Source organism: Allosphingosinicella sp., assembly GCF_046295735.1.
GTDB lineage: Bacteria > Pseudomonadota > Alphaproteobacteria > Sphingomonadales > Sphingomonadaceae > Allosphingosinicella.
In genome coordinates, this window is the sequence record NZ_JBKBMQ010000001.1 from 393540 (window position 1) to 418698 (window position 25159).

Annotated in this window: 19 protein-coding genes; 12 read left to right on the plus strand and 7 right to left on the minus strand. The window is 70.0% G+C overall.

Annotated elements, in window-relative coordinates:
• Positions 1 to 58: 58 nt before the first annotated feature.
• From ACK4K7_RS01990 to ACK4K7_RS02010, 5 genes are all read left to right on the plus strand, one after another.
• Positions 59 to 2023: an HWE histidine kinase domain-containing protein gene (locus ACK4K7_RS01990; protein ID WP_431863630.1), complete on the plus strand. Its 1965-nt coding sequence runs from the start codon at positions 59 to 61 to the stop codon at positions 2021 to 2023.
• Complete coding sequence (locus tag ACK4K7_RS01995) at positions 2016 to 2375, plus strand: response regulator (protein ID WP_431863468.1); 360 nt, start codon at positions 2016 to 2018, stop codon at positions 2373 to 2375. The genes ACK4K7_RS01990 and ACK4K7_RS01995 overlap by 8 nt, the downstream gene beginning before the upstream one ends.
• 213 nt (positions 2376 to 2588) lie before the next feature.
• On the plus strand, positions 2589 to 3851 hold the full coding sequence (locus ACK4K7_RS02000; protein WP_431863469.1) for a class I SAM-dependent methyltransferase: 1263 nt from the start codon (positions 2589 to 2591) through the stop codon (positions 3849 to 3851).
• A gap of 70 nt (positions 3852 to 3921) precedes the next feature.
• Complete coding sequence (locus ACK4K7_RS02005; RefSeq protein WP_431863470.1) at positions 3922 to 5286, plus strand: sulfatase-like hydrolase/transferase; 1365 nt, start codon at positions 3922 to 3924, stop codon at positions 5284 to 5286.
• Positions 5287 to 5390: 104 nt separating this feature from the next.
• Entirely contained in the window at positions 5391 to 6920 is a 1530-nt protein-coding gene (locus ACK4K7_RS02010; protein WP_431863471.1) for a hypothetical protein, read from the plus strand.
• Positions 6921 to 6935: 15 nt separating this feature from the next.
• On the opposite strand, the gene ACK4K7_RS02015 is transcribed toward ACK4K7_RS02010, so the two are convergent.
• Entirely contained in the window at positions 6936 to 8726 is a 1791-nt protein-coding gene (locus ACK4K7_RS02015; protein WP_431863472.1) for an AMP-dependent synthetase/ligase, read from the minus strand.
• Between the two features lie 147 nt (positions 8727 to 8873).
• Here ACK4K7_RS02015 and ACK4K7_RS02020 point away from each other — a divergent pair, with 147 nt between their 5' ends.
• Complete coding sequence (locus tag ACK4K7_RS02020) at positions 8874 to 10580, plus strand: gamma-glutamyltransferase family protein (protein WP_431863473.1); 1707 nt, start codon at positions 8874 to 8876, stop codon at positions 10578 to 10580.
• Here ACK4K7_RS02020 and ACK4K7_RS02025 read toward each other — a convergent pair.
• Both ACK4K7_RS02025 and ACK4K7_RS02030 read right to left on the minus strand, forming a co-directional pair.
• On the minus strand, positions 10577 to 11614 hold the full coding sequence (locus ACK4K7_RS02025) for a quinone-dependent dihydroorotate dehydrogenase (RefSeq protein ID WP_431863474.1): 1038 nt from the start codon (positions 11612 to 11614) through the stop codon (positions 10577 to 10579). The two genes, ACK4K7_RS02020 and ACK4K7_RS02025, sit on opposite strands and share 4 nt — an antisense overlap.
• 409 nt (positions 11615 to 12023) lie before the next feature.
• Entirely contained in the window at positions 12024 to 12572 is a 549-nt protein-coding gene (locus ACK4K7_RS02030; protein WP_431863475.1) for a hypothetical protein, read from the minus strand.
• A gap of 452 nt (positions 12573 to 13024) precedes the next feature.
• On the opposite strand from ACK4K7_RS02030, the gene ACK4K7_RS02035 reads away from it, so the two are divergent.
• The 4 genes from ACK4K7_RS02035 (at position 13025) to ACK4K7_RS02050 (ending at position 17010) form a co-directional block, all read left to right on the plus strand.
• Entirely contained in the window at positions 13025 to 14152 is a 1128-nt protein-coding gene (locus ACK4K7_RS02035) for a sensor histidine kinase (protein ID WP_431863476.1), read from the plus strand.
• Positions 14142 to 14891 (plus strand): LytR/AlgR family response regulator transcription factor, encoded by a 750-nt coding sequence (locus tag ACK4K7_RS02040; RefSeq protein WP_431863477.1) that lies wholly within the window; start codon positions 14142 to 14144, stop codon positions 14889 to 14891. The genes ACK4K7_RS02035 and ACK4K7_RS02040 overlap by 11 nt, the downstream gene beginning before the upstream one ends.
• A gap of 37 nt (positions 14892 to 14928) precedes the next feature.
• Positions 14929 to 15729 carry a ferritin-like domain-containing protein gene (locus ACK4K7_RS02045; protein ID WP_431863478.1) on the plus strand — a complete coding sequence of 267 codons (801 nt, stop codon included), beginning with the start codon at positions 14929 to 14931 and terminating at the stop codon, positions 15727 to 15729.
• Positions 15730 to 15855: 126 nt separating this feature from the next.
• A complete protein-coding gene (locus ACK4K7_RS02050) occupies positions 15856 to 17010 on the plus strand; it encodes a M23 family metallopeptidase (protein ID WP_431863479.1) in 1155 nt (384 codons plus the stop codon).
• A gap of 51 nt (positions 17011 to 17061) precedes the next feature.
• On the opposite strand, the gene ACK4K7_RS02055 is transcribed toward ACK4K7_RS02050, so the two are convergent.
• From ACK4K7_RS02055 to wecB, 4 genes are read right to left on the minus strand one after another with little or no spacing between them, the layout of a single operon-like run.
• Complete coding sequence (locus tag ACK4K7_RS02055; protein WP_431863481.1) at positions 17062 to 17895, minus strand: hypothetical protein; 834 nt, start codon at positions 17893 to 17895, stop codon at positions 17062 to 17064.
• Positions 17896 to 17939: 44 nt separating this feature from the next.
• The gene (locus ACK4K7_RS02060; protein ID WP_431863482.1) at positions 17940 to 19604 is read right to left on the minus strand and encodes an NfrA family protein; all 1665 of its coding nucleotides are present in this window, start codon (positions 19602 to 19604) and stop codon (positions 17940 to 17942) included.
• Positions 19601 to 21721 carry a glycosyl transferase family protein gene (locus tag ACK4K7_RS02065; protein ID WP_431863484.1) on the minus strand — a complete coding sequence of 707 codons (2121 nt, stop codon included), beginning with the start codon at positions 21719 to 21721 and terminating at the stop codon, positions 19601 to 19603. Before ACK4K7_RS02065 ends, ACK4K7_RS02060 begins: the two co-directional genes overlap by 4 nt.
• A 4-nt stretch (positions 21722 to 21725) precedes the next feature.
• The gene (gene wecB / locus ACK4K7_RS02070; RefSeq protein ID WP_431863485.1) at positions 21726 to 22880 is read right to left on the minus strand and encodes a non-hydrolyzing UDP-N-acetylglucosamine 2-epimerase; all 1155 of its coding nucleotides are present in this window, start codon (positions 22878 to 22880) and stop codon (positions 21726 to 21728) included.
• A 243-nt stretch (positions 22881 to 23123) separates the two neighbouring features.
• Here wecB and ACK4K7_RS02075 point away from each other — a divergent pair, with 243 nt between their 5' ends.
• Positions 23124 to 24926, plus strand: a complete 1803-nt coding sequence (locus tag ACK4K7_RS02075; RefSeq protein WP_431863486.1) for a DUF2334 domain-containing protein — start codon at positions 23124 to 23126, stop codon at positions 24924 to 24926.
• A 63-nt stretch (positions 24927 to 24989) separates the two neighbouring features.
• Positions 24990 to 25151, plus strand: a complete 162-nt coding sequence (locus ACK4K7_RS02080) for a hypothetical protein (protein WP_431863487.1) — start codon at positions 24990 to 24992, stop codon at positions 25149 to 25151.
• Positions 25152 to 25159 lie beyond the last annotated feature (8 nt).

The window sequence follows — 25159 nt, forward strand, 5'->3', positions numbered from 1 at the left end:
GCTTTGTTAATGCGGCGGCGCGGTCTATCCTGCCGTCCAAAGTGGAGTGCGCGTGAAGATGGCCCCGATCCTGCCGCAGGGCGATGACGGCGAAACGCCGGGCATGAGCCTGCGCATCCGCGGCTTCGACTGGGCCGCGACTCCGATCGGTCCGATCTCGCAATGGCCGGAGCGGCTGCGCTTCGCCGTCTCGCTGCTCGAACGCTCGCCCGCGCCGATGGCGGTCTATTGGGGGCCGGAGCTCACCATCATCTTCAACGACGCCTGGGCCGAACGGATCGGCGACCGGCCGCCCGGGCAGCTGGGGCAGACCGCGCGCGAGGCGTGGCAGGACCTGTGGGGCCTGCTCGGCCCGCAATTCGACCATGTCCGCGCCACCGGCGAGGGCCTGTCGATCCGCGAGCAGATGGTGCCGCTGATGCGCGGCGGGCTGATCGAGGAGACCTGGTGGTCCTACAGCCTGGTGCCGATCGTCGGCGATGCGGGCGAGGTCGAAGGCATCATGGGCCTGCGCCAGGAGATCACCAAGACCGTCGCCGCCGAGCGGCGCATGGCCTTCCAGGTGCGGCTCGCCGACCATCTGCGCTCCGCCGCCGAACCCTCCGAGGTGAAGGCCGCCGCGACCGAGTTGCTCGGCCGCTATCTCGACGTCGCGCGGGTCGGCTATGCCGAGCTCGATCCCGAAGAGAAGATGCTGACGGTGCGGCGGGACTGGACGCGCGATCCGTCGGTGCCGAGCCTGGTCGGCCAGCGCGCGCCGGTCGACTCCTTCGGCCCCGGCGCGATCGAGCTGCTCCGCGCCGGCGAGGCGATCCCGGTCGCCGACTATCGCGCCTTCCCCGAAGCCTCGGACCCCGAACACAGCGTCAACTGGGACGCGATCGGGGTGCGCGCGCTGATCGTCGTGCCGCTGGTGCGGCTCGGCCGGGTGCGGGCGATCCTCTACGTCCACGAATCCTCGCCGCGCCAGTGGAAGCGGGCGGAGATCGCCATCGCCCGCGACGTCGCCGAACGCACCTGGGCGGCCGTCGAGCGGGCGCAGGCCGAACGCTCGCTGCGCGACAGTGAGGACCATTACCGCCACGTCGTCGAACTGAACCCGCAGGTCAGCTGGACCGCGCTGCCCGACGGGCAGCTCAACCGCGTCGCCCGGCGCTGGCGCGAATGGACCGGCACCGACGGCACCGGCGACAGCTGGGCCGAGGGGCTCCACCCGGAGGACCGGGCACGCACTTTCGAAGCCTGGGCGCGCAGCGTCGCGAGCGGAGAGCCCTACGACATCGAACATCGCGTCCTGCAGACCGACGGCGGCGTCCGCTGGTGCCGCTCGCGCGCCTTTCCGCGCCGCGACGAGGACGGCAACATCTGCCTCTGGTACGGCACGACCGAGGACATCCACGAGCGCAAGGTCGCCGAGGACCATCAGCGGCTGCTGATCAACGAGCTCAACCACCGGGTGAAGAACACGCTCGCCACCGTCCAGGCGATCGCCTTCCAGACTCTGAAGGGCGACATCCCGCTCGAAGAGGCGCGCGCCCGCTTCGAGGCGCGGCTGCAGGCGCTGTCGCGCGCCCACAACATGCTGACGGAGCGCAATTGGGAGGGCGCCCCGCTGGAGCGGGTGGTGGCGGACGCGACCGAATATCTGGCCGGGGAGCGCGCGCGTTTCGAAGTCGCGGGCGATCCGATCTGGCTGGCGCCGCGCGCCGCCCTCGCTCTGTCGCTGGCGCTGCACGAGCTCGGCACCAACGCCGCCAAATATGGCGCGCTGTCGGCGGAGGGCGGCCGCGTGTCGATCCGCTGGTCGACGGGGGAGGGGCGGCTGAGGCTGGTGTGGAAGGAAAGCGGCGGACCGCCGGTGGTCGCGCCCGCCCGCCGCGGCTTCGGCTCGCGGCTGATCGAGCGCGGGCTCCAGTCCGATCTCGGCGGCGCGGCGACGATGCTGTTCGACGCGGACGGGCTGCGCTGCGAGATCGACGCCTCGCTGGAGGCCGCCCAGGCGGTCGAGCCAGAGCGTGGCTGAGCGCCGCCTGCGCATCCTCGTCGTCGAGGACGAGATGCTGGTGGCGATGAACATCGAGGACATGCTGCTGGAGCTGGGGCACGAAGTGGCCGGGCTGGCGAGCCGGCTCGAACCCGCACTGGCGCTCGCCGCCGACGGCGCGTTCGACGCGGCGATGCTCGACGTCAACCTCGCCGGAGAGCCGAGCTTCCCCGTCGCCGACATCCTCGCCCGGCGCGGCATCCCCTATCTCTTCGCGACCGGCTACGGCGCGCGCGGCGTGGAGGAAAAGCACCGCGCCGCCCCCGTCCTCCAGAAACCCTTCCGCGCCGCCGACCTCAACAGCGCCCTTCGCGCGCTGATGGCGGGTTAAGCAACCCGATCCTCCCTGTCGCCGAAGGCGATGGGGAGGGGGACCAGCCGTAGGCTGGTGGAGGGGCGCGAGCAAGGCGAGCTGCCGGCACCGATTGCCCCTCCACCGGGCTGCGCCCGGTCCCCCTCCCCATGGAGCTACGCTCCACAGGGAGGATCGAGCTCCCCACTTAGCCGCTTGCGCGGGCGCGCCATCGGCTTATCGTGCGGGGCCATGTGGCTGCTCGACAAATTGCTCCGCCAGGTCGTCAAGAAGGGCGAACTGACCGTCATCGACCATAAGGGCCGCGAATATCGCTACGGCGCACCCGTGCCGGAGCTGCGGCCGGTACGCGTCCGGCTGACCGACGCCGGCGCCGCCTTCCACATCGCCAAGGATCCGCGCGTCGGCGCGGGCGAGGCTTATATGGACGGGCGGATGGTGGTGGAGGAAGGCGACGTGCGCGACCTCGCTCTGCTCGCCCGCTACAACGCGCCGTTCGAGCGGCCGGGCGGTCTGAGACCGAAGGGGCCGGTGCGTCGCATCGCCGCCGCCGTGGCGGGGCGGGTCGATCAGATCAACTGGAAGGCGCGCTCGCGCCGCAATGCCGAGCACACCTACAATCTCACCCGCCGCCTCTACGAACTGTTCCTCGACGAGGACCGGCAATATACCTGCGCTTATTATCGCGACACCGGCAACAGCCTCGAAAAGGCGCAGTGGGACAAGAAGGCCCATCTCGCCGGCAAGCTCTACCTGAAGCCGGGCATGCGCGTGCTCGACATCGGCTGCGGCTGGGGCGGGCTCGCTTTGTGGCTCCACCGCGAATTCGACGTCGACGTGCTCGGCGTCGCGCTCGCGCCCGACCAGATCGCCTTCTGCAAGGAACGGGCGGAGGCGGCGGGCGTCGCCGACCGGGTGAAGTTCGAGCTGATGGACTATCGCGACGTCGAGGGGCCGTTCGACCGCATCGTCAATGTCGGCCTGATCGAACATCTCGGCACGCCGCATTATCCGGGCTTCTACGCCAAATGCCGGGAATTGCTGACCGACGACGGCATCATGGTCAGCCATTGCTGCGGCCGCATGGGCGGGCCCGGCACCACCGACAAATGGACCCGCAAATATATCTTCCCCGGCGGCTACATCCCGGCCTTGTCGGAACTGGTCTCGGAGGCGGAGAAGCACCGGCTGATCGTCGCCGACGTGGAGGCGCTGCGCTACCATTACGCCCATACGCTGGAAGAATGGTTCCGCCGCACCAACGCCGCGCGCGAGGAGATCGTCCAGCTCTACGACGAGCGCTTCTTCCGCATGTGGCAATTCTATCTGGCGGGCGCCGAAGCCGCCTTCCGCTATGGCGGCATGGTCAACTGGCAGGTCCAGTATCTGAAGCGCCGCGATTCCGTGCCGATGACGCGCGACTATATGTTCGACATCGAGCGCGCCCATTTTCGCGACGAGGATTGGTCGCAGCGCATGAAGGCGGCCGAATAGCCACCGCGCGTTAACCACAATTTAGGCGCTTGGGTGACATTCCCGCCCTGAACGGGGGGGAGAGAGCCGGATGCGCATGCCGAACGTCGCTTTATGGGGCCGGGAGCCGGACGCGGTCCGCTCGCTGCTGAACTGGCTGGTCTGCTGGCTGCTGCTGCCCAATATCGGCTATTGGCTGCTCTGGCTGATCGGCGGCCCGCCGCGGCCGACGGCGATCGTCCTGACCGGCCTGCTCGGCGTTCTTACCCACCGCTCGCCCTTCTGGGTGAAGCTGACCGCCTTCGTGGGGGCGATGCTGTTCTCCGCTCTGGTGTTCATCTCCGCTTTGTTCAATCTCAGCGTCGGCTCGCTCTTCTATTCCTTGCGTTTCGCGGCCGAGCTCAATCCGTCGGCCTCGCTCGAATATATCGTCTGCGCGGTCGCGGTGCTGCTGACCCTGGTGGCGGCCTGGCGCCTGCTCCGCCGCCCGACCGAGCTGGTCGCAGCGCGGCGCTGGGTGATCGCCGTCTGCGCCGTCTTCGTGACGGCCTCGGCCGATGTCGCCATGTCCTATGGCGACCGCGGCTCCTACAAGAGGATCGCGCCCGCCGGCGCCCCCTTCACTTCCGCCGTGTCGGGCAGCCGTCTGCTCGACGTGGCCGACGGCGAGCGCCACCTCGTCCTCGTCATGGTCGAGGCGATGGGCCAGCCGGCCGATCCGGCCCTGCGCCGCCGCCTCGTCGACCTCTGGGCACGCCCCGAAGTGCGCGAACGCTATGAAGTCGTGACCGGCGAGACCTTGTTCTACGGGTCGACCACCAATGGCGAGGTGCGCGAATTGTGCGGCCGCTGGGGCGATTATCCGGCGCTGATCGAGCGCGCCGACCGCCGCTGCCTGCCCGGCCTGCTCGCCGCGCGCGGCTACCATACTTCCGCCTGGCACAGCTTCCAGGGCAGCTTCTTCGACCGGCTGAAATGGTATCCCAATATCGGATTCGAGGAGATGCGGTTCGCGCCGGAGCTGATCCGCGGCGGCGCCGACGTTTGCCCGGGCGTCTTCCCGGGCGCCTGCGACCGGGACGTGCCGCGGCTGATCGGCGAGCGGCTGAAGTCGGCCGAGGCGCCGGAATTCCTCTACTGGCTCACCGTCAACTCGCACCTGCCGGTGGTCGAGAGCGAACAGCTCAACACCGACCATTGCGCCCGCTTCGATCCGGCGATGGCCGAGGATTTTCCCATGGCCTGCCGCCTGTTCCAGCTGTTTGACGAGACCGGGCGGGCGCTGGCGCACGAAGTTACCCAGCCCGATTTCCCCGCCACCGACATCATGATCGTCGGCGATCATATTCCGCCCTTCTTCGACCGCCAGCACCGCAACCTGTTCGAGCCGGACCGGGTACCCTGGATCCTGCTGCGCGCCCGCGACACGGCCAGTGCGGACGCGGCGGACTCTTGACCTCTCCGCCCCCGGCGGGGCCGCGAAGGCAACATAGCGGTTGATCTTTCCGGCAATTCCGGGAAGGCCGGGCTGGTTTCCGCCCGCCAAAGCGTGAGAGTGAGTTGAAAGCTGCCCCGGCCAAACATCTCCACTGGTGGGAGCAGCGCTGGTTCGTCCTCGCCCTCGTCCTGCTGTCGGCGGTCCCGCTGCTGCTTCCGGACGTTCCGCCGCTGCTCGATCTGCCCGGCCATATGGGCCGCTACCGGGTGCAGCTCGATCTCGCCGACACGCCCGCGCTCCAGCAATTCTTCGCCTTCGAATGGGCGCTGATCGGCAATCTCGGCGTCGACATCCTGGTCGAGCTGCTGGCGCCGCTTATCGGGCTCGAGCCGGCGGTGAAGCTCATCGTCCTGTCGATCCCGCCGCTCACCGTCGCCGGCTTCCTCTGGGTCGCGCGCGAAGTGCATGGCGAAGTGACGCCGACCGCTTTGTTCGCCGTCCCCTTCGCCTACAATTTTCCCTTCCTGTTCGGCTTCGTCAATTTCGCCTTGTCGATGGCGTTCGCCTTCCTCGCCTTCGGCCTGTGGCTCCGCCTCGCCCGGCTCGAGCGGCTGCGGCTGCGCGCCGCTTTGTTCGTGCCGCTGTCGATGGTCGTCTGGGTCACCCACGCCTTCGGCTGGGGGACGCTCGGCGTGCTGGCCTTCTCGGCCGAGCTCGTCCGCCAGCACGATCGCGGCCACCATTTCGTCGTCGCGGGGGTGCGCGCCGCCGTCCATTGCCTCGCCTTGGCGCCGCCGGTCGCGCTGATGCTCGCCTGGCGCAGCAACGCCGCCGGCCAGACGGTCGATTTCTTCAACATGGAGGTGAAGCTCGACTGGCTGACCATGGTGCTGCGCGACCGGTGGGAGCTGTTCGACCAGGTCTCGCTCGGCATCGCGGTGCTGCTGATCGGCTGGGCGATGGTCAGCTGGAAGCTCGTCTTCTCGCGCAACCTCGCCGCCTCGGCCCTGTTCCTCAGCATCGTCTTCGTGCTGCTGCCGCGCATCGTCTTCGGATCGGCCTATGCCGACATGCGGCTCGCCCCCTATCTCTTCGCGGTCGGCCTGCTCGCCATCCGCTTCCCGGAAGGGTCGAGCCTGCGCTTCATGCGCTGGATGGCGGTGGCGGGGCTCGCCTTCGTGCTGGTGCGGACCGGCGCCGGCACCGTCAGCGCCGCGCTCTACGACCGCGAGTTCGACCGCAACCTCGCCGCGCTCGACCATGTCCCCGAAGGCGCGCGCCTCGTCTCCTTCGTCGCGCGCGAATGCCGCCAGCCCTGGGCGATGAACCGGATGCTGCATCTGCCCGGCCTCGCCATCGTGCGCCGCGCCGCCTTTTCCAACGACCAGTGGACGATGGAGGGCGCGCAGCTCCTCGACGTCCACTACCGGGCCGGCCGGCCCTTCATCCGCGATCCCTCGCAGATCGTCACCGCCCGCCGCTGCGGGGGCGAGGTGTGGCGGCCGCTCTCGCTCGCGCTCGCGACCTTCCCGCGCGAGGCGTTCGATTATGTCTGGCTGATCGATCCGCCGCCTTACGATCCGGCGCTTGCCGAAGGCCTGCGCGAAATCTGGCGCGACGGGGACAGCGTGCTGTTCGCCGTGGAGCGCTGAGCGCTCCCGGCCCCCTTACTTGCGGTAGAGCGCGTCCAGCCGCTCGCCATAGACCTGCTTCAGCACGTGGCGCCGGATCTTGATCGACGGGGTGAGCTGCTCGTTCTCGACCGTGAACGGCTCGTCCGCGACGATGAAGCGGCGCACCTTCTCGATCACCGACAGCTCGCCGTTCACCCGGTCGACCGCCGCCGACAGGGCGCGCAGATAATCCGGATCGCGCGCCAGATCGGCGAAGTGGCATTTGCGCCCCTGCGCCGCGCACCATTCGGCCGTCCATTCGGGATCGGGGACGACGAGGCCGACCAGATAGGGCCGCTTGTCGCCCGCCACCATCGCCTGCACGATCTCCGGCTGCAGCGTCAGCATGCCCTCGACCCGCTGCGGCGCGACATTATCCCCCTTGTCGAGGACGATGATGTCCTTCTTGCGGTCGGTGATCTTGATGCGGCCCTTCTCGTCGATATGGCCGACGTCGCCGGTGTGGAGCCAGCCGGCGACCAGGGTCCGCGCGGTCTGCGCCTCGTTGCGCCAATAGCCGTGCATGACGAGCTCGCCCCTCACCAGGATCTCGCCGTCCTCGGCGATCTTCACCTCGGTGTTGGGCAAAGGCGGGCCGACCGTGTCCATCTTGATCCCCGCGCTCGGCCGGTTGCAGCTGATCACCGGCGCCGCCTCGGTCTGGCCATAGCCCTGCAGCAAGGTGAGGCCGAGCGAATGGAAGAAGATGCCGACCTCCGGGTTCAGCGGCGCCCCGCCCGACACCATCGCCTTTATGCGCCCGCCGAACCGCTGCTGGATCTTGGGCCGCAGCATCGCGTCGAGGATCATGTCCATCGGCTTGTCCCAGATGGTCTTCTTGCCCTCATAGTCGCGCGCGCCGATCTCGAGCGCGCGGCGCATCAGATATTGCGGCACCCGGCCCTGCTTCTCGACATTCTTCAGGATGCGCTGGCGCAGCACCTCGAACAGGCGCGGCACCACCACCATGATCGTGGGCTTCGTCTCCTCGATGTTGGAGGCGAGCTTCTCCAGCCCTTCTGAATAATAGATCTGGGCGCCGAGTCCGACCGGGAACATCTGCCCGCCGCTATGCTCATAAGCGTGGCTGAGCGGCAGGAAGGACAGGAACACCTCGTCCTCCCAGCCGAAATCCTCCGAGATGACGGCGGTGCAGCCCTCGACATTGTGGAGCACCGCGCCATGATGCTGCATCACGCCGCGCGGCGCGCCGCCGGTGCCCGAGGTGTAGATGATGCAGGCCAGGTCGCCCCGCCCGAACGTCGCGCCCGCGGCGCAGCCGGCGACGTCCGCCGGCTCGGCGTCGATCACCGCCTGCCAGTCGTGAAGGACGATGTTGCTCGCCTGGCCCGCGGCGATCGGCTCCATCGCGATCACATGTTCGCAGCCCGATGTGCGCACCGCGGCGGGCAGCAGCGTCCTCGCCAGCTTGTTGGTGGAAACGATCACCGCCCGCGCCCCGCTGTCGTCCAGGATGTGCTGGTGGTCGCGCTCGGTGTTGGTGGTGTAGGTGGGGACGGTGACGCAGCCCGCGGCCATGATCGCGAGATCGGCCAGGCACCATTCCGGCCGGTTCTCCGACACCAGCATCACCCGGTCGCCCGGCTTCAGGCCCATCGTCCTGAGCGCCGCCGCCAGCTTCGACACCGTCTCGGCCGCCTCGCGCCAGCTCGTCGATTGCCAGCTGCCGCCCTTCTTCGCCCACAGGAAAGGCGCGTCGCCTTTCTCTTCGGCGCGGACGAAGAACATCGTCACGAGATTCGGAAAATGTTCGAGTTGACGCATCGATCCTCCCTCCGCCGGCGCTCTTCGCCGCCTTGCGGGGACCCTTCTTAGCGGATCGGAGCGCGCGCGCCACGCCTGATCGAGCGTGGACCTGCGCTCCCGCCTCCGCTAGGCCCGTCGCACGGACGACGAGGCGAGGCGATTGGTATGATCGAGCGACTGTTCTGGCTGCTGGCCGCTATGGCGGCGCTCGCCGGCTGCGCGACCACGGCGCCGCCCGAGCCCGCCGAGCCGCCCCGCCAGATCTTCGTCGCCGCCGCCAATCCGCTCGCCGCCGACGCGGGCATGAACGTGCTCCGTCGCGGCGGCAGCGCGATCGACGCGGCGATTGCCGTCCAGGCAATGCTGTCACTGGTCGAACCGCAAAGCTCGGGCCTTGGCGGCGGCTCCTTCCTCACTTATTTCGACGCCGCCACCGGCCGGCCGGTCGTCTATGACGGCCGCGAAACCGCGCCGGCGGGTGCCACGCCCGACATGTTCCTGGGCGACGGCGGCAACCCGCTGCCCTTCGCGCAGGCGGTGGTCGGCGGCCGCGCGACCGGCGTTCCCGGCGTCGTCCGGGCTATGGAGCTCGCCCACCGCGAACATGGCCGGCTCCCCTGGAACAGCCTGTTCGGCGATGCCGAGCGCACCGCCCGCGAGGGCTTCATCGTCAGCCCCCGTCTCGCCCGTTTCATCGGCGGTGCCTTCCCGCAGGCCTCGACCCCCGATGTCCTCGCCTATTTCGCCAAGCCCGGCGGCGGGCTGGTCGGCGTCGGCGACCGGCTGCGCAACCCGGCTTATGCCGAATTCCTGACCCGCCTCGCCGCGCAGGGCTCGGACGCGCTCCACCGCGGGCCGACGGCGGAGCGGATCGTCGCCCGCACCCGCGCGGGGCCGCTGCCCGGCACGATGACGCTCGCCGATCTCGCCGGCTACCGGCCGGTGAAGCGCGATCCTTTGTGCCGACCCTACCGCGTCTATCTCGTCTGCGTCCCGCCGCCGCCGTCGAGCGGGGTGGGCCTGCTCCAGCTGCTCGCCATGCTGGAGCGCACCGACATCGCCGATCGCGGGCCGGGCGATCCCCAGGCCTGGTTCCTGTTCGCCGAGGCGAGCCGCCTGATGTACGCCGATCGCGACCGCTTCGTCGGCGATCCCGCCTTCGCGCAGGTGCCGGTCGCCGGCCTGCTCGATCCGGCCTATATCGCCGCCCGCGCGCGTTTGATCGGGGACCGGGCCGGTCCGCCGCCGGCCGCCGGCAACCCGCCGGGCGCCCCGCTCGCCGCCCGCGACGCCACGCTGGAGCCCGCCGGCACCACGCATTTCATCGTCGGCGACGCGGCCGGCAACGTCGTCTCGGTCACCGCCACCGTCGAATCGATCTTCGGCTCGGGCCGGATGGTCGACGGCTTCTTCCTCAACAACGAGATGACCGATTTCTCCTTCCAGCCGCGCGACGCCGAAGGCCGGCCGGCGGCCAACGCCATCGCGCCCGGCAAGCGCCCGCGTTCGTCGATGACGCCGCTCGTCATGATCGGCCCGGACGGCCGCTTCGCCGGCGCTCTCGGCTCGCCCGGCGGCAACGCGATCCTCGCTTATGTCGGCAAGGCGATGGTCGGCGTCGTCGACTGGAACCTGTCGATGGAGGAAGCGATCGCGCTTCCCAATCTCATCGCCCGCGGCGCCGGCGCGTCGGGCGAGGTCGCCCGCTTCCCGCCGGGCGTCGTCGACGGGCTGCGCGCCCGCGGCCTCGCGCTCCAGCCCGGCCAGGGCGAGGATTCGGGGCTTCACGGCGTGTTCGTCGCGCGCGGCCGCTTCGAAGGCGGCGCCGACCCCCGGCGCGAGGGCGTGGTACGGGTCGAGCCGGCGAACTAGCGCGCCTCGGCGCCGATCGCTTCGCCGATGTTGCGGAAGCCTTCGCGGATCAGCAGCCGCTTCAGCTCGCCGTTGATCCGCTCGGCAAGGCCCGGTCCTTCATAGACCAAGGCGGAATAGAGCTGGACCAGGCTCGCCCCGGCCTTGATCCGATGCCAGGCGTCGACGCCGTTCTCGATCCCGCCGGCGGCGATCAGCGGCAGCGCGCCGCCCGTCGCGCGGCGGAAGTCGCGCAGCCGCGCCAGCGCCAGTTCCTTCAGCGGCGCGCCCGACAGCCCGCCGGCCTCGCTGCGGTGGCGGGAGCGCAGGTCCGGCCGCGACAGGGTGGTGTTGGCGACGATCAGCGCGTCGATCCGGTGCGCGATCGCGGCCGCGGCGATGTCCTCCACCTCGCGCGGCTCCAGGTCCGGCGCGACCTTCAGGAAGACGGGCGGCCCCGCGCCCCGCGCCTCGGCAACGGCGGCGAGCAGCGCCTCGAGCGCCGCCTTGTCCTGCAGGCCGCGCAGCCCCGGCGTGTTGGGGGAGGAGATGTTGACGGTGAGATAGTCCGCGACGCCCAGCATCGCGCGGACGCCCGCCGCATAATCGGCGATCCGGTCGGCGCTGTCCTTGTTCGCGCCGATATTGACGCCGACGATGCCGGCGCGCCGCCGCCGCGTCTCCAGCCGCGCGCAGGCCGCCGCCTGGCCTTGATTGTTGAAGCCCATCCGGTTGATCACCGCCCGGTCCTCGGTCAGCCGGAACAGGCGCGGCCGCGGATTGCCCTCCTGCGGCCTGGGCGTCAGCGTCCCGACCTCGACGAAGCCGAAGCCGAAGCCGAGCATCTGCCGGAACACTTCGGCGTCCTTGTCGAACCCGGCCGCCAGCCCGACCGGATTGGGGAAGCGTAGCCCCGCCACCCGCACCGACAGCCGCCCGTCCGGCTGCGCCGGCTCGCCGCCCGGCAGCAGCTTCAGCCCGGCAATGGTGAGGCGATGGGCGCGCTCCGCATCAAGCGCGAGGACGAGCGGACGAACGAGCGGATACAGCGCCATGCCGCGCGCTATGCCAGTGCCTCCGGCATTGGTCAAAACCGCAAACTGCTCCCTGCAGGAGAGGGGGACCGCGTGGTGCAAGCGCCGGGCGGAGGGGTAACGGCGCCTCCGCGCGCGCTCTTGCAATGTAGGAATTCGCCTGCGACCGTCGTTGCGGGGACGCTCTTTGACATAGTCGGACACCACCTCGCGGCAATGGCCCGATCATTAAGAAACTCACACTTTTGGTCGCTCGACACGTGCACAAGGTGAACTTCGACGCGAATCCGCGCTTCTTCGGAGGCATTCCCGGCCGCAACCCTCCGTTTCACGTCATTCAAGCGCCGGCAAAGGCGGAACAAGCCCGGCCCGGATGCGAAAACGGCGGACCCGAAGGCCCGCCGTTCGCGCGTGACATCTTGTAAGGGGATCAGCCGGCGACGGTCAGATCCACCTTCTCCACCCATTCCGGGTAGAAGACCGGCTCGCGGCTCGACCAGCCGGGGGCGGTGGCGGCGGCTTCGCTGATCGACTGGAGCAAGGCGCGGCGCCGCTCCGGATGGAGGTGCGGCAGCGCCGCCGCCGCGCAGAAGGCGGCGGGCAGCCACGGGCGCACCGCCGCGCCGATCAGCCGCTCGTAGAGAAAGCGGTAGGACGCGAAATCGGGGAGCCGGTCCTGGCCGAGGTCGAAGGCGGTCATCGTGACGAGCGGCGCCATCAGCGGCTCCATCGCGTCGAGCCCGCTGTCGTCCGGGACGTTGGACCGGATATGGTCGAGGCGGCGGTAGACGCGTTCCTGCGCGCGGATGCTGGCGGCTTCGGCGACGTCGCGCGACCAGCGCTTCATGGCGTCGCGGCGGCCGAGGCCGACGTCGAGCGCTCGGCGGATGTAGCGCTGCGTCCCTTTCGAGAAGCTCGCGAACTCCTTCATTTCCGCCAGCGAAACCGCTCCATTGGCGGGACGCGTCTGAGTACCCATGATCCCACTCCTTTTGCCCTGGCGGAGATCATGCACTTCAAGGGCTTACAAAGCCGTTAACCAAATCCCCGCTCCCCGTTCAGAATTGAATCAGAGTTCAGATGCTGCTGCAACGTGAAAAAGTTGCCGGTTCGGCGACCAGGCGGTCAGTGTCGCGCGGCGGCCACAGACCCGTCATCGGAATTCCGCGGGAAAGCGCGCTGTTTACGGACGCGCAACGGGTTCCCCCAAGGTTCAGATTCTTGTGGATATCCCTTCGGCCGAGGCTGTAAGCCTCGTCGTCGGGAGGGAGAATGGGCCGAGAATCGCGCCACACGGAATCGGCGGTCGCCGCGCCCGACGCGCTCGGCTACAGCCGGCCGCTGCCCGGCTTTTCGACGAACCCCGCCGATGTTTCTGCCAACGACGGGCCGGAGGGCGGTTTTTTCCGATCCCCCGGTTTATCGGGGGGCATGGACAGACTGCTCGCTCCCGGCGTGACGCGGCGGCTGCCGGACCTTGCTCTGGCGCTGAAGACGATCGCCGCCTTCTGGATCTTCTATTTCGCGCTGGTGACGGCGCGCGGCCTGCTGATCGGCTTTCCCGGCCAGTCGGAATTGCTGGAGCGGCGGGCGATGGCGACCGTCGTCGGCGCCGCGATCACCTTCCTCCTCTATCTCGCCATGCAGCCCGTGGCGCAGGCGAGCCTCCGCCGCAAGGCGACCTTCGGCGCGCTGATCTGCTTTCCGGCGGCGATGGCGTTCGCGGCGTTCAACTTCTTCGTCTTCTACGTCTATGCGCCGCTCACCGCGACCTGGGTGCAGGATCGGCCCGAGGCGCACCGGATCCTCGACAAGCCGATGCTGGCGATCGCCGACAGCACCGTGTCCTGGTATTTCTTCTTCGCGGCCTGGGCGGCGCTCTATGTCGCGATGAGCTATGCGCAGCAATTGCGCGCCGCGGACCGCCGCGCCGCCCTGCTGGCCCGCGAGGCGCAGGACGCGCAGCTGAGGGCGCTGCGGTACCAGATCAATCCGCACTTCCTGTTCAACACGCTCAATTCGCTCTCCTCGCTGATCCTCTCCCAGCGCACCGACGTCGCCGAGGGGATGATCATGAACCTGTCCACCTTCTTCCGCACCACCCTGTCGGCCGACCCCACCGCCGACGTGCCGCTGGAGGAGGAGATCAAGCTCCAGCGCCTCTATCTCGACATCGAGAAGATCCGCTTCCCGGACCGGCTCCACGTCGACATCGACATCCCGGCGACCTTGCTGTCGCAGCGCGTGCCGGTGCTGATCCTCCAGCCGGCGGTGGAGAATGCGGTCAAATACGGCGTCGCCAAGTCGCGGCGCGGGGTGACGATCCGGATCACGGCCTGGGAGGAAGCGGGCCGGCTCCACATCAAGGTGAAGGACGACGGCGAGGCGGCGGGCGCCTCGCTGGACGACGGGCCGGGCGGCACCGGCGTCGGCCTCGCCAATGTCGCGGACCGGCTCTACGCCCGCTACGGCCGGCAGGCGGGCCTGCTGCACGGCGCCGATCCGGAAGGCGGCTATACCGTCCATCTGTTCATCCCGGTGAACCGCGATGGCGAGTGACGCCGCGCCGCTGCGCGTCCTGGTGGTGGACGACGAGCCGCTGGCGGTGGAGCGGCTGCAGCTGCTGCTCGCCCGCTGCGAGGGGGTGAGCGTGGTCGGCACCGCCAATGACGGCGAGGCGGCGCTGCGGATCGCCGAGGCGGTGGAGCCCGACCTCGTCCTGCTCGACATCGCCATGCCGGGCATGGACGGGATCGACGTCGCCCGCGCGCTCGCCGCCTCGCGGCTCGACCCGGCGGTGGTGTTCGCCACCGCCTTCGACAATTTCGCGGTGGCCGCCTTCGACGTGGCGGCGGTCGACTATCTGATGAAGCCGGTCGAGCGCGACCGGCTGGAGCGGGCGATCGAGCGCGCCCGGGCGCAGCTGCGCGGCGGCGAGCGGGAGGGGCGCGGCGCCGGCGCCGGCGCGCATGTCGAGGAATTCTGGGTGCCCGATCAAAGCGGACTCGTCCGCATCGCGGCTCGCGACGTGGAGCGGATCACGGCCGAGCGCGACTATATGCGCCTCCATGTCGGCGCCCGCTCCTGGCTCATCCACCGCACCATCCAGAAGCTGGAGGAGGAACTCGATCCGGCGATGTTCATCCGCATCCACCGATCGGTGATCATCCGCCGCGACACCATCGCCGGCCTGTTCCGCGATGCCTCCGGCCATTGGTGCGCGCGCCTGTCCGGCGGCGGCGAGCAGCGCATCGGCCGCTCCTATGTCGACGACGTGAAGAAGCTCGCCGGACGCTGATCCTGACAGGCGGGGCGCGCCCCGCTAGAGGCGTGGCATGAGCATCGCCGAGGCCTGCCGGGCCGTCCTCCTCGCCGCCGATCCCTATGCCAAGGTGAAGGCCGCGCGCGCCGCGGCACGGGCGTGGCGGCGGGGCGACCTCGCCCACCGGTTCGACGTCGCCATGCCGGACCGGCCGGCGCGGCCGCCCAGGCCCGAGCTGCTGCCGCCGGGACGCATGCCCAAGCGCGGGCGGGCGGGTTCGGAGCGGGCGCGGATCGCGATGCTCCATGCGCTCGCCCATATCGAATTCGGCGCGATCGACCTCGCCTTCGACGTGGCGGGGCGGTTCGGCGCCGCCTTCCCGCGCCGCTTCGTCGACGACTGGATCGGGGTCGGCGCGGACGAGGCGATGCACTTCGTCCTCCTCGACCGCCGCCTGCGGACGATGGGATCGGCCTATGGGGATCTTCCCGCCCATGACGGCCTGTGGGAGGCGGCGGCGTCGACCGCCCACGACCCCCTCGCCCGGCTGGCGGTGGTGCCGATGGCGCTGGAGGCGCGGGGGCTCGACGTCACTCCGGCCACCGTTGCCCGCTTCGACGCCGCCGGCGACGGGCGCTCGGCGCGCGTGCTGGAACGCATCTATCGCGATGAAATCCGGCATGTCGCGGCCGGCACCCACTGGTTCCTCGCGGCCTGCGAATCTCGCGGAATCGCTCCGGTTCCGCACTGGCGGACGCTGGTTCGGACCCATATCGGACGCGTCGTTAAACCGCCGTTCAACGACTCGGCGCGCGGCCAAGCCGGTCTATCCCGCGATTTCTACACGGGGCTTGCCGAGGAGAGAGATGTTTAACAGTCTCCGGCCACACGTCGCGGGGCGGGCACTTCCGACGTCCATAGCCGGGCAGAAATGCCTTGAAGATCAATCAGGTCGCCATGCGTGACCGCGCCGGCCGCATCCGGCCGACCGGGGACTGTAATGACGAATTTTGTTCCGAGCCTGAACGAGCCGCGATACGCAAAGTTCCGTAGCCTGTTCAAGCCGCGCGATATTTTCCTCCATGACGGCAAGAGCTTGCGGCGCATTTCGGTAGGCGCCGGCGTCCAGGTCGGTGCCGCCGTGGTCGCGCTGATGCTGCTCGCCTGGTGCCTGTTCGCCACCGCCAGCATCGCCACCGCCACCACGTCGCTCGACAAGGACGTGACCCAGATGGAGCAGCAGGTCGCGCAGATGCAGGCGAGCGTGGCCGAGATCAAGAAGCAGGCCGACGAGCGCGCCGCCGAGATCGAGCGCCGCCAGGCCTTCCTCGCCGCCCTCCTGTCCGGCGAGCATGACGCCAAGACGCTGGCGACCCTGATCCCGCAGGAGATCGAGGATCCGCAGGGCTGGGCCGCCAAGGCGATCGCCGATAGCTTCGCCGGTGCCGAGGGCATGCAGCTGATGCTGCTGAGCCAGGCCGAGGAAGCCGCCCGCGAGCGCTATCAGGAAACCGCGCGCCACATCCGCCGCCTCGGCCTCAACCCGGCCCGGCTGCAGCGCGCCGCCGCCCGCGGCCAGGGCGGTCCGTTCGAAGCCGTCCAGCCGCTCCAGAGCGCCGACCCCCGTTTCCGCCAGCTGTTCATGAGCTGGCGCCAGCTCGACCAGCTCGAGCAGGGCACCATCGCCATCCCGTCGCTGAAGCCGGTCGACAACGCCAACTTCACCTCGGGCTTCGGCGTCCGTTCCGACCCCTTCCGCGGCCGCGCCGCCATGCATGCCGGTATCGACCTGGCCGGCCCGACCGGCACGCCGATCTACGCCACCGCCGACGGCGTGGTGGGCCGCTCCGAATATGCCGGCGCCTATGGCAACATGGTCGAAATCAACCACGGCCAAGGCATCCAGACCCGCTATGCCCACCTGTCGCGGCTCATCGCCCGGCCGGGCCAGCAGGTGAAGCGCGGCGAGCTGATCGGCCTGATGGGCTCGACCGGCCGCTCCACCGGCCCGCACCTCCACTACGAGGTCCGGATCGACGGCCGCGCCGTCAACCCGCTCCCCTTCATGCAGGGCAACGACTATCTGCTCGCGGTCCAGCGCCGCGTCGCCAGCGGCCAGCCGGTCGCGCTCGGCGGCCCCGAAGCCGCCCGCTGATCAAGGCTTAGGAGAGGAAAAGGCCTCGCCCCCCAAGGGACGGGGCCTTTTTCATTGGGCGAGCAAAGCGTCGATCGTCTCGTCGGAGACGTAGTGCGGGCCGTCGAACAGATAGATGCGGTGCCCGCGATAGGCGCGCAGCTGCGGCCCCAGCTCCTCCGGCGTCGCCGGGCGGAAGCTGCCGTCGGCCTGCTGGCGGAAGGCCTCGGCGATCAGGCGCACCCGGCCGCGGCCCAGCCGGGCGGCGAGCACGTCGGCATAATGGCGCGCGGTCGGCGCGCGCCGCGCCCAGACCCCGACCCCGTCCTGGAAGAAGATGCCGACATCGCCGGGCAGCCACGAGGCGAGCCAGTCGGCCAGATTCTCGGCGCCGATATTGGAGCTGTCATAGACGCTGATCCACAGCGGCCGCGGCAGGCGGTTGAGCTGCGGCACGACCGCCGGCGCGTCGGTCCAGGTGGGATCGACCTCCGCCGGGAAATAATAGCCGGAGACCCGGAACGGAAACTGCCCGCGGGCGAGCCGGACCGATTCGTCCGTCATCTGCCCGATTTCCCGCCGCGTGCGGTCCTCGTCGAACCGGCCGGACAGGCCGGCGATCACGCGGCGCGCCCAAGGCTCGCGGCGGATGCGCGCCCAATCCGGCATGTTCGCGGATTCCGGCAGGCCGGTGCCGGGCACGTAGGCGGTGCCGTCCACCGCCGTCCACTGGATCAGCACTTCGCGCGCGCCGAGCCGGTGCCAGCCGCCCTCAGCCGGCGGCGAGGCGTCGTGGAGCTGCCAGACGATGCCGTCGATCCGGGGAAGGGGACCCTGCGCGGCGCCGGCCGGCGCCAGCAGGAAGGCGGCGGCCGCGGCGAGGAGCGGTTTCAGGCGTGACGGCACAAGCGGGGTTCCTTTCGACGCTGCACAGGCCCCCGTTCCAATGATCAGTAGGACAAAGTGGCTCCCGCGAAAACGCCTTCCCCCTGTTCGCCGCCCGCGACCGGGAAGCGATATTGCAGCGTGAGGTCCAGGAAGGCGGCCGGCGCGCGCCACGGATTGCCGCCCAGGCCGCTGCGCAGGGAGACGCCCGGCCCGGCGCCCAGCGAGAATTGCCGGGCGAGCGCGGAATCGTACGCCGCGCGGGCGCCGACGAACGGCGTCGCCATGACATGGCCGCCCAGCGCGAAGCCGCGGCCGTAGCGCGCCTCCGCATTGGCGACGGTCTGGCCGGTGCGCAGGAAATGGCCGACCTCGCCATAGACGCTCCAATTGGCCCAGTTCGGCCGGTCGAAGCGCACGTCGCCGCCCTGGCCGATCGAATAAGCGGCACGCACCAGCCAGTCGGTCCGCGCCTGGTCGCCGATCGGGAACAGATAGCTGCCTTCGAAGACGAGATTGTAATCGAGAAACGGCCGCCAGCGGACGCCGGCATAGCCCTGCAGCGTGTCGCCGCCGGTCGCGCCCTGATCCGCGTCCAGCGTCATGAAGGCGCGGGCGAAGACGTCGACCTGCCGGCCGAGCGCGGGCGGGCGCCAGTAGATCTCGCCGCCCGCATAAGCCGCTCCCACGGCCGGCGCGGGCGCGCCGGACCAGGTGCCGGTCTGGCCGCGGCTGGCGGACAGATAGCCGCCGAAGGTGCGGGTGAGGGTGGCGACCTCCTGCACGACATAATAGCGGCTCTGCGGCTCGAGCGGCAGCGTGCCGGCGCGGTTCTCGGCGAGCGCCGCTTCGAAATAGCGGATGGCGGCGGCATCGTCGCCGGCGCGGCGCGCGGCATAGCCGGCGTCGAGCAGGGCCGATCCGCGCAGCGTCCCCGCCGCCTCGGCGCGCGCGAATTGCGTCCGCGCTTCCGCGTCGGCGCCCGCGCTGGAGGCGAGATAGGCAAGGTCGAGCGGGGACATGTCGGCGAACAGGCCGGCGGCGAGATGGCTGTCGAAGGCGGCGCGCGCCTCGGCGCGGCGGCCGAGCTCGGCCAGCGCCCCGATCCGCGACCGCGCCATCAGCGCCCTGCGGTCCGGCGCCACTGCCAGGTGAAAGGCGTCGTCGAAGGCGGAAAGCGCCGCCTCGTAATGGCCGAGCGCGGACCGGGCGAAGCCGCGCCGCGCGAGCACATCGTAGCTGAACTCCGGAAGCGGGGCCAAGGCGGCGAGGGCGGCGCGGGGGTCCTGATCCGCTTGCGCCACGTCGGCGAGCGTCAGCCGCGCGGTGCGTTCCTCCGCCGGGGTGAGGCGGCCGGAGGCGATGGCTTCGGAAAGCAGGGCACGCGCCTCCGCGCGGCGCTCCAGCTCCGCCAGAAGGGCGGCGCGGGAGAGGTCGAAAGCGGGATCGGTGCCGAAATCGCGCACCAGTGCGCTCGCCACCTGCTCCGCCTCGGCGCGCTCGCCGGCGGCGATCAGGCTGTGGAACAGCAGCAGGCGATAGTCGCGGTGGCCCGGCGCGGCGGCGGCGGCGGCGCGCGCTTCGCGCAGAGCGGCATCGCGGTCGCCCCGATCGGCCGCGGCATAAGCGCGGGCGGCGGCTTCGAAGGCGGGTGAGCCGGGAGCCGGCGCCTGGGCGAAGGCAGGGGAGGCGGCGGCGAGGGCCGCGCCGGCGAGCAGCTTCAGCCTCATGCCTGCTGCCCCGCCGCGGTCGCGATTCTCTGCTGCTCGCGCAGCGCCCGCTCGATCACTTCCGGCGGCGCGACGCCGAGCGTGATCAGGAAATCGCCCACCCGGCCGTGCAGCGCCGGCTGGTAGATCTGCAGCGCCTTGTGCAGCCGCTCCGGCGCGATGCCGCCCGCTTCGATGAGGAGATCGGCCAGCGCCGGCGTCTTCGCCGGCACCGCGACGGGTCCGGCTTCGCGCAGCAGGGCGAGACCCGTTTCGCGCTCCCGGTCGGAGACGATCACCTGCACCGGCTCCGCGCCGGTCGCCGCGGCGATCTCGTTCAATGCGGCGTCGTCCAGCCGATTGGCGACCGCGACCACCAGGCGTCCGTCCTCCAGCCCGACCGGAAGGGCGCCGAGCCGCAGCGCCAGCGCGCGCGGCAGGAGGTGTTCGTGGGCGCGCAGCTTGTCAGGCCCCCATGCGCCGCGTTCGAGCCCCGCCTGCCAGGCGATCGCCTCGGTCAGCGTGTCCTCGTCGACGAGGCCGCGGCGCAGCAGCAACTGCCCGATACGGACGGGATTGTGCCTCTGCTCGGCGCGCGCCTCTTCGAGGTCGCCGGCGGTCACCGCGCGCCAGGCGACCAGGATCTCGCCCAGCCGCTGCGGGCTCGCCACCAATTCGCTGCCGGTCGGGAAATCATGCATGGTCTTGTCCCAGACGAGCTTCCTTCCGAGGAACACCGATGCGGAAAATTGCCGCAGCGCCCTCATAGTCGCCGCGGCGTTAACAATTGTACCAACGATCAGGCGCGGCACGGCCAGGACGCCGTTCTCCCAGCCGTGCAGGCGCGAGACGAACCAGGCGCGCTGCGCCAGGCGCAGGAAGAAAGCGGCGACGTTCAGCGAGACGATCAGGCCGAACAGGCCCGACGGAGAGAACACGTCCGGCGCCGGGCCGCGCCAGGCGCCGGTCGCCATCGCGCCGAACAGCAGCAGGATGTTGAAAATGAGGAAATAGACGGCGACGCCGATGAAGGAGGTGACCAGCACCTTGCGGTCGCGGAACAGGAAATAGTTGGCGGCGGCGCCGCGCGCCCAGCCGAGCTGCTGCCAGCCCTGCAGCGAGATGCCGAGCGTCCAGCGCGCCTTCTGGCGATAGGAAGCGCGAAAGCCGTCCGGGAAATATTCGCGCACGCACAGCGGCATCTGGATGTCGACGGCGCGCGGCTTGCGCCCGAAGCCGCGCCGCGCGACCCGATAGGGCACCGGATAATGGGCGATGGTGGACCGCATGTTCACCCGCGCCAGCCGCTCGGCGATGTCGTAATCCTCGGTCAGCGTGTCGGTGTTGAACGGCTCTCCGTCGCGGTCGCGGACCAGATGGCTGAGCGCGCGCCGCGAGAAACAGGTGCCCACCCCGGCCGACGGCACCGTGCCCGTCATGCTCTCGCGCACGACCAGGTCCTTGCTGTGCCACTCGGAAAACTCGTCCATATAGGTGCCGGAAACGAGATCGTACCAGCGCCGCTCCAGCGCCACGACCGGGATCTGGATGAGGTCGTGGCTCTCCAGCATCCAGTTGAAGAAGCGGAATTCCAGCGGATGGAGCACGTCCTCGCTGTCGTGGAGGATGGCGCCGGCGAAACGCTCGCCCTCCTTCTGCTCCCAGGCGAAGATCGCGCGGACGATGGCGTTCAGGCAATCGGCCTTGCAGGTGGGACCCGGATTGGGAACCTCGACCCGGACGAGGTGGCGGTAGCGGCGGCGCATCCGCTCCACCTCCGCGATCGTCTTCTCGTCGTTGGGATAGGTGCCGGCGAAGACGACGTAGCGGCGATAGTCGATGGTCGAGACCAGGTTGGAAATCATGCTCGCGATGACGTCATGCTCCTGCCAGGCGGGGACCATGATCGCGAGCGGCCGCTCCGGCTTGGCGCGCAGCCGTTCGACCGGGATGTCGATGTGCAGCGGCTTGCCGGTCGCGCGGCGGTAGAGGCGGCGGGTCCAGTACCAGGCGTCGAGGAACAAGTCGTCGGCGGCGGAGATGAGGATCAGGATCGACAGAAAGAAGGCGGCGACGCCCAATATGTCGAAATAGTCCCACAGCCATTCATGCTGTTCGAGGGCGAGGCCGGCGAGCATCGGATCAGCCGAACGCGGGGATCGGCCGCGAGGCCGCGTCGAACGGCTCGAACGGCCGACCGAGCAGTGCATCGGCGATGCGGGCGCTCGCCTTGCCGTCGCCATAGGGATTGGGGCCCGCGGGCGGCTGGCCGCGCCCCGCGTCCAATATCTGCTCCACTTCCTCGATGATGCGCGGCGCGCGGGTGCCGATCAGGCGGGCGGTGCCGGCGGCGACCGCCTCCGGCCGCTCCGTCACGTCGCGCATCACGAGCACCGGCTTGCCGATCGAGGGCGCCTCCTCCTGCACCCCGCCGCTGTCGGTGAGGATGATGTCGGCGCGCTGCATCATCCGCACGAAGGGAAGATAGTCGAGCGGCGCGAGCAGGTGGACGTTTGGCCGCCCGCCGAGCGCTTGTTCGACCGGGCCGCGCACATTGGGGTTGAGGTGGACCGGATAGGCGATGTCCACATCCTCCCGGCCGGCGAGGTGGCCGAGCGCGGCGCAGATGTTCTGGAAACCGAGGCCGAAGCTTTCGCGGCGATGGCCGGTGACGAGCAGCAGCCGCCGCCCCTCGGCGATGCGCGGCAGCTCCGCGTCGACGGAGGCGCGCAGCTCCGCATCCGCCTCCAGCCGCGCCGCGACCTGCTCCAGCGCGTCGATGCCGGTATTGCCGGTGACGAGGATGCGGCCTTCCAGCGCCTCGCGCTCCAGGTTCGCGCGCGCCGCGGCGGTGGGGGCGAACAGAAGGTCGCTGACGATGTCGATCGCGCGGCGGTTCATCTCCTCAGGGAACGGCCGGTCGAGATGATAGGTGCGCAGCCCCGCCTCGACATGGCCGACCGGAATGCCGCGGTGGAAGGCGGCCAGTGCCGCCGCCATCGCCGTGCTGGTGTCGCCATGGACCAGAACGCGGTCGGGCTTCAGTTCCTCCAGCACCGCGTCCAGCCGGGCGATCGCGCGGGAGACGAGGCCGTTCAGGCTCTGGCCCGGCTCCATCAGCGCAAGGTCGATGTCGGGGACGATGCCGAACAGGCCGAGCACCTGGTCCAGCATCTGCCGGTGCTGGCCGGTCACGCACAGGTGCGATTCGACGCCGCTCTCTTCCGCGAGGGCGCGGACCAGCGGGGCCATCTTGATGGCCTCGGGCCGCGTGCCAAACACCGTGAGCAGCTTCATCGAGAAACCCGACCCCCATGGGCGGCGGCCGAGCGGCCGGCGCGGAATGAACGAAGACAGGAAGCAACAAAGGTGCCACTGCGAAACGGCCCCCGAAGGGAGGCGATCGAAGAACGCATGTTAAGTCTTTGGGGTCCAAGCAGAAAGGCGATTTCACCGCGCTGTCCCGTTCCGGGACGGCCGAGGCAAAATATCGTTGTGGAGGCAGCGCTTAGCACCGGACCATGCTAAGGCGCGAGTCCTATGCATCGTTGGTTTCTCCGGCTCGCCTTTGCGCTGTTCGGCGGCTGGCTGCTATTCGCGGCCTGGGCGCAGCGCGAACTCGCGACGGCGGCGCCCGCGACGCGGGCCGGCGGCGAGGCGAAAACGGTGCTCGTCCTCTACCAGCCCGAGGGCGACAGCCTGGGTACCGAGCTTTACGCCACGATGACCGCGAATCTGGTCGGGCGGTTCGCGCGGGCGGAGATCCGCGACCTCAACCTCTATGCGGTGGGTGATGCCAAAAGGTTCGACGCCCTGTTCGTGCTGCCCGCCGCCAAAGGCGCCGCGCCGCCCCACACGCTGATCGCCGACGCGCGGGCGTCGGAGCGGCCGGTGGTCTGGATCCACTACGGCGCGCAGGCGCTGCTCGCCGATCCGGCCTATGCGGCGGCCAAGGGGTGGCGGCCCGACACGCCGCGCGTCGCCGATTATGTGCGCGTGGACTATAAGGGCCGCGATTTCCCGCGCGACATCCGCACCAATCCGCTGGTGACGGAGCCGATCGTCGCCGATCCCGCGCGCGCGACCGTGCTCGCGACCGCCGCCGGCGAGGACGGCCGGCGGGCGCCCTGGGCGGTGCGTTCGGGCAACCTCTTCTACGTGCTGGAAGCGCCCTTCGCCTACGCGCATGAGGACGACCGTTACCTGGTCTTCGCCGACATGCTGTTCGACGTGCTGGCCCCCGACACGCCGGAGCGCAGGCGGGCGATGGTGCGGCTGGAGGATGTCGGACCCGAAGCCAATCCCGCGCGCATCCGGATGATGGTGGACCTGCTCGCCGCCGAGGGCGTGCCCTTCTCCATCTCCGTCTACGACACCTATCGCGATCCGGACGGCCACTACACGCAAGGGGAGCCGCTGCGCTTCAGCCTTCGCCAGCGGCCACGGCTGGTGCGCGCGCTTCGATATGCGGTGGAAAAAGGCGGGGTGCTGGTCGCCCACGGACACACCCACCAGACCGACCATCGCCGCAATCCCTATGCGCGGGTGAGCGGCGGGGACTATGAATTCTTCGCGGCCGATCTGGCCGACGGCGCCTTCGACCTGCGCGGACCGCTGCCGGACAACAGCGTCGCCCATTGGCGGGCGCGCTTCGGCCAGTCCGCCGCCGCCTGGCGCCGGGCGGACCTGCCGCTGCCGACCGTGTTCACCACGCCCCATTATGCCGCGTCGCTCGAAGCCTATGCGGCGGCGCGGGAGCTGTTCGCGGCGCGCTATGAACGGGTGCTCTATTTCGCCGGCGAGGCGCGCGGCGGCACGGCCGATTATGCGCAGGGGTGGGAAACCCAATATTTCCCCTACGAAGTCGTCGACAGCCGCGGCGACCTCATCCTGCCCGAAAATCTCGGCTACTCCTCGACCACCCAGCGGGGCGGCTATTTCGGCCGCGGGGCCGAGCGGCTGATCGAATCGGCCGAGCGCAACCGCGCGGTGCGCGACGGTTTCGCGAGCTTCTTCCACCATTGGTACGAGGATCCCGACACGCTGCGCCGGACGGTGCGCGGGCTGAAACAGCTCGGCTACCGCTTCGTCAGCCCGGACGAGGTGATTCGCGACGCGCCCGCCCACGCGGCCCGCGAGGCGCGGCGGCCGGCCGGCCTCGCCTTGGCGACGGCCGGCTGGGTGCGCGGCCTGCCGCCGCTCGGCGGATTGTTGCTCGCCGGGCTGCTGCTGCTCGTCTTCGCCGTCTGGCTCGCCAGCGAAACGCTGCTCGACCTGCTGTTCCGGCCGCGCCGCAAGCGGCCGCGGCGGCGCAAGCGCAAGGTTGTGTTGCAGGGGATTTGAGCTTTCGTGACGGTGCTGCTATGCTTCCCCCACTACGAAGGTCGCGGGTTGGGGAGCCCCTAAATGTCTGATTTACTTCATGTTGCCGCGGTGTTCGGGATCGTTCTTCTGATCGGCGCCGTGGTCGCGGGACTCGCCCTCTTCCTAGCCGCCCGCCGGCGTCACCGCAATCACCGCAAGCTCGCCCGCAGCCCGCGCCGTATCGACATCATGCGCGGCAGCTGACGGCCGCG

Excerpts from the sequence above, each read along its gene's own strand:
- ACK4K7_RS01990 (WP_431863630.1), top strand. The coding sequence starts at position 59 with ATGGCCCCGATCCTGCCGCAGGGCGATGACGGCGAAACGCCGGGCATG.
- ACK4K7_RS02000 (WP_431863469.1), top strand. The coding sequence starts at position 2,589 with ATGTGGCTGCTCGACAAATTGCTCCGCCAGGTCGTCAAGAAGGGCGAA.
- ACK4K7_RS02005 (WP_431863470.1), top strand. The coding sequence starts at position 3,922 with ATGCGCATGCCGAACGTCGCTTTATGGGGCCGGGAGCCGGACGCGGTC.
- ACK4K7_RS02015 (WP_431863472.1), bottom strand. The coding sequence starts at position 8,726 with ATGCGTCAACTCGAACATTTTCCGAATCTCGTGACGATGTTCTTCGTC.
- ACK4K7_RS02020 (WP_431863473.1), top strand. The coding sequence starts at position 8,874 with ATGATCGAGCGACTGTTCTGGCTGCTGGCCGCTATGGCGGCGCTCGCC.
- ACK4K7_RS02025 (WP_431863474.1), bottom strand. The coding sequence starts at position 11,614 with ATGGCGCTGTATCCGCTCGTTCGTCCGCTCGTCCTCGCGCTTGATGCG.
- ACK4K7_RS02030 (WP_431863475.1), bottom strand. The coding sequence starts at position 12,572 with ATGGGTACTCAGACGCGTCCCGCCAATGGAGCGGTTTCGCTGGCGGAA.
- ACK4K7_RS02035 (WP_431863476.1), top strand. The coding sequence starts at position 13,025 with ATGGACAGACTGCTCGCTCCCGGCGTGACGCGGCGGCTGCCGGACCTT.
- ACK4K7_RS02040 (WP_431863477.1), top strand. The coding sequence starts at position 14,142 with ATGGCGAGTGACGCCGCGCCGCTGCGCGTCCTGGTGGTGGACGACGAG.
- ACK4K7_RS02045 (WP_431863478.1), top strand. The coding sequence starts at position 14,929 with ATGAGCATCGCCGAGGCCTGCCGGGCCGTCCTCCTCGCCGCCGATCCC.
- ACK4K7_RS02050 (WP_431863479.1), top strand. The coding sequence starts at position 15,856 with ATGACGAATTTTGTTCCGAGCCTGAACGAGCCGCGATACGCAAAGTTC.
- ACK4K7_RS02060 (WP_431863482.1), bottom strand. The coding sequence starts at position 19,604 with ATGAGGCTGAAGCTGCTCGCCGGCGCGGCCCTCGCCGCCGCCTCCCCT.
- ACK4K7_RS02065 (WP_431863484.1), bottom strand. The coding sequence starts at position 21,721 with ATGCTCGCCGGCCTCGCCCTCGAACAGCATGAATGGCTGTGGGACTAT.
- wecB (WP_431863485.1), bottom strand. The coding sequence starts at position 22,880 with ATGAAGCTGCTCACGGTGTTTGGCACGCGGCCCGAGGCCATCAAGATG.
- ACK4K7_RS02075 (WP_431863486.1), top strand. The coding sequence starts at position 23,124 with ATGCATCGTTGGTTTCTCCGGCTCGCCTTTGCGCTGTTCGGCGGCTGG.
- ACK4K7_RS02080 (WP_431863487.1), top strand. The coding sequence starts at position 24,990 with ATGTCTGATTTACTTCATGTTGCCGCGGTGTTCGGGATCGTTCTTCTG.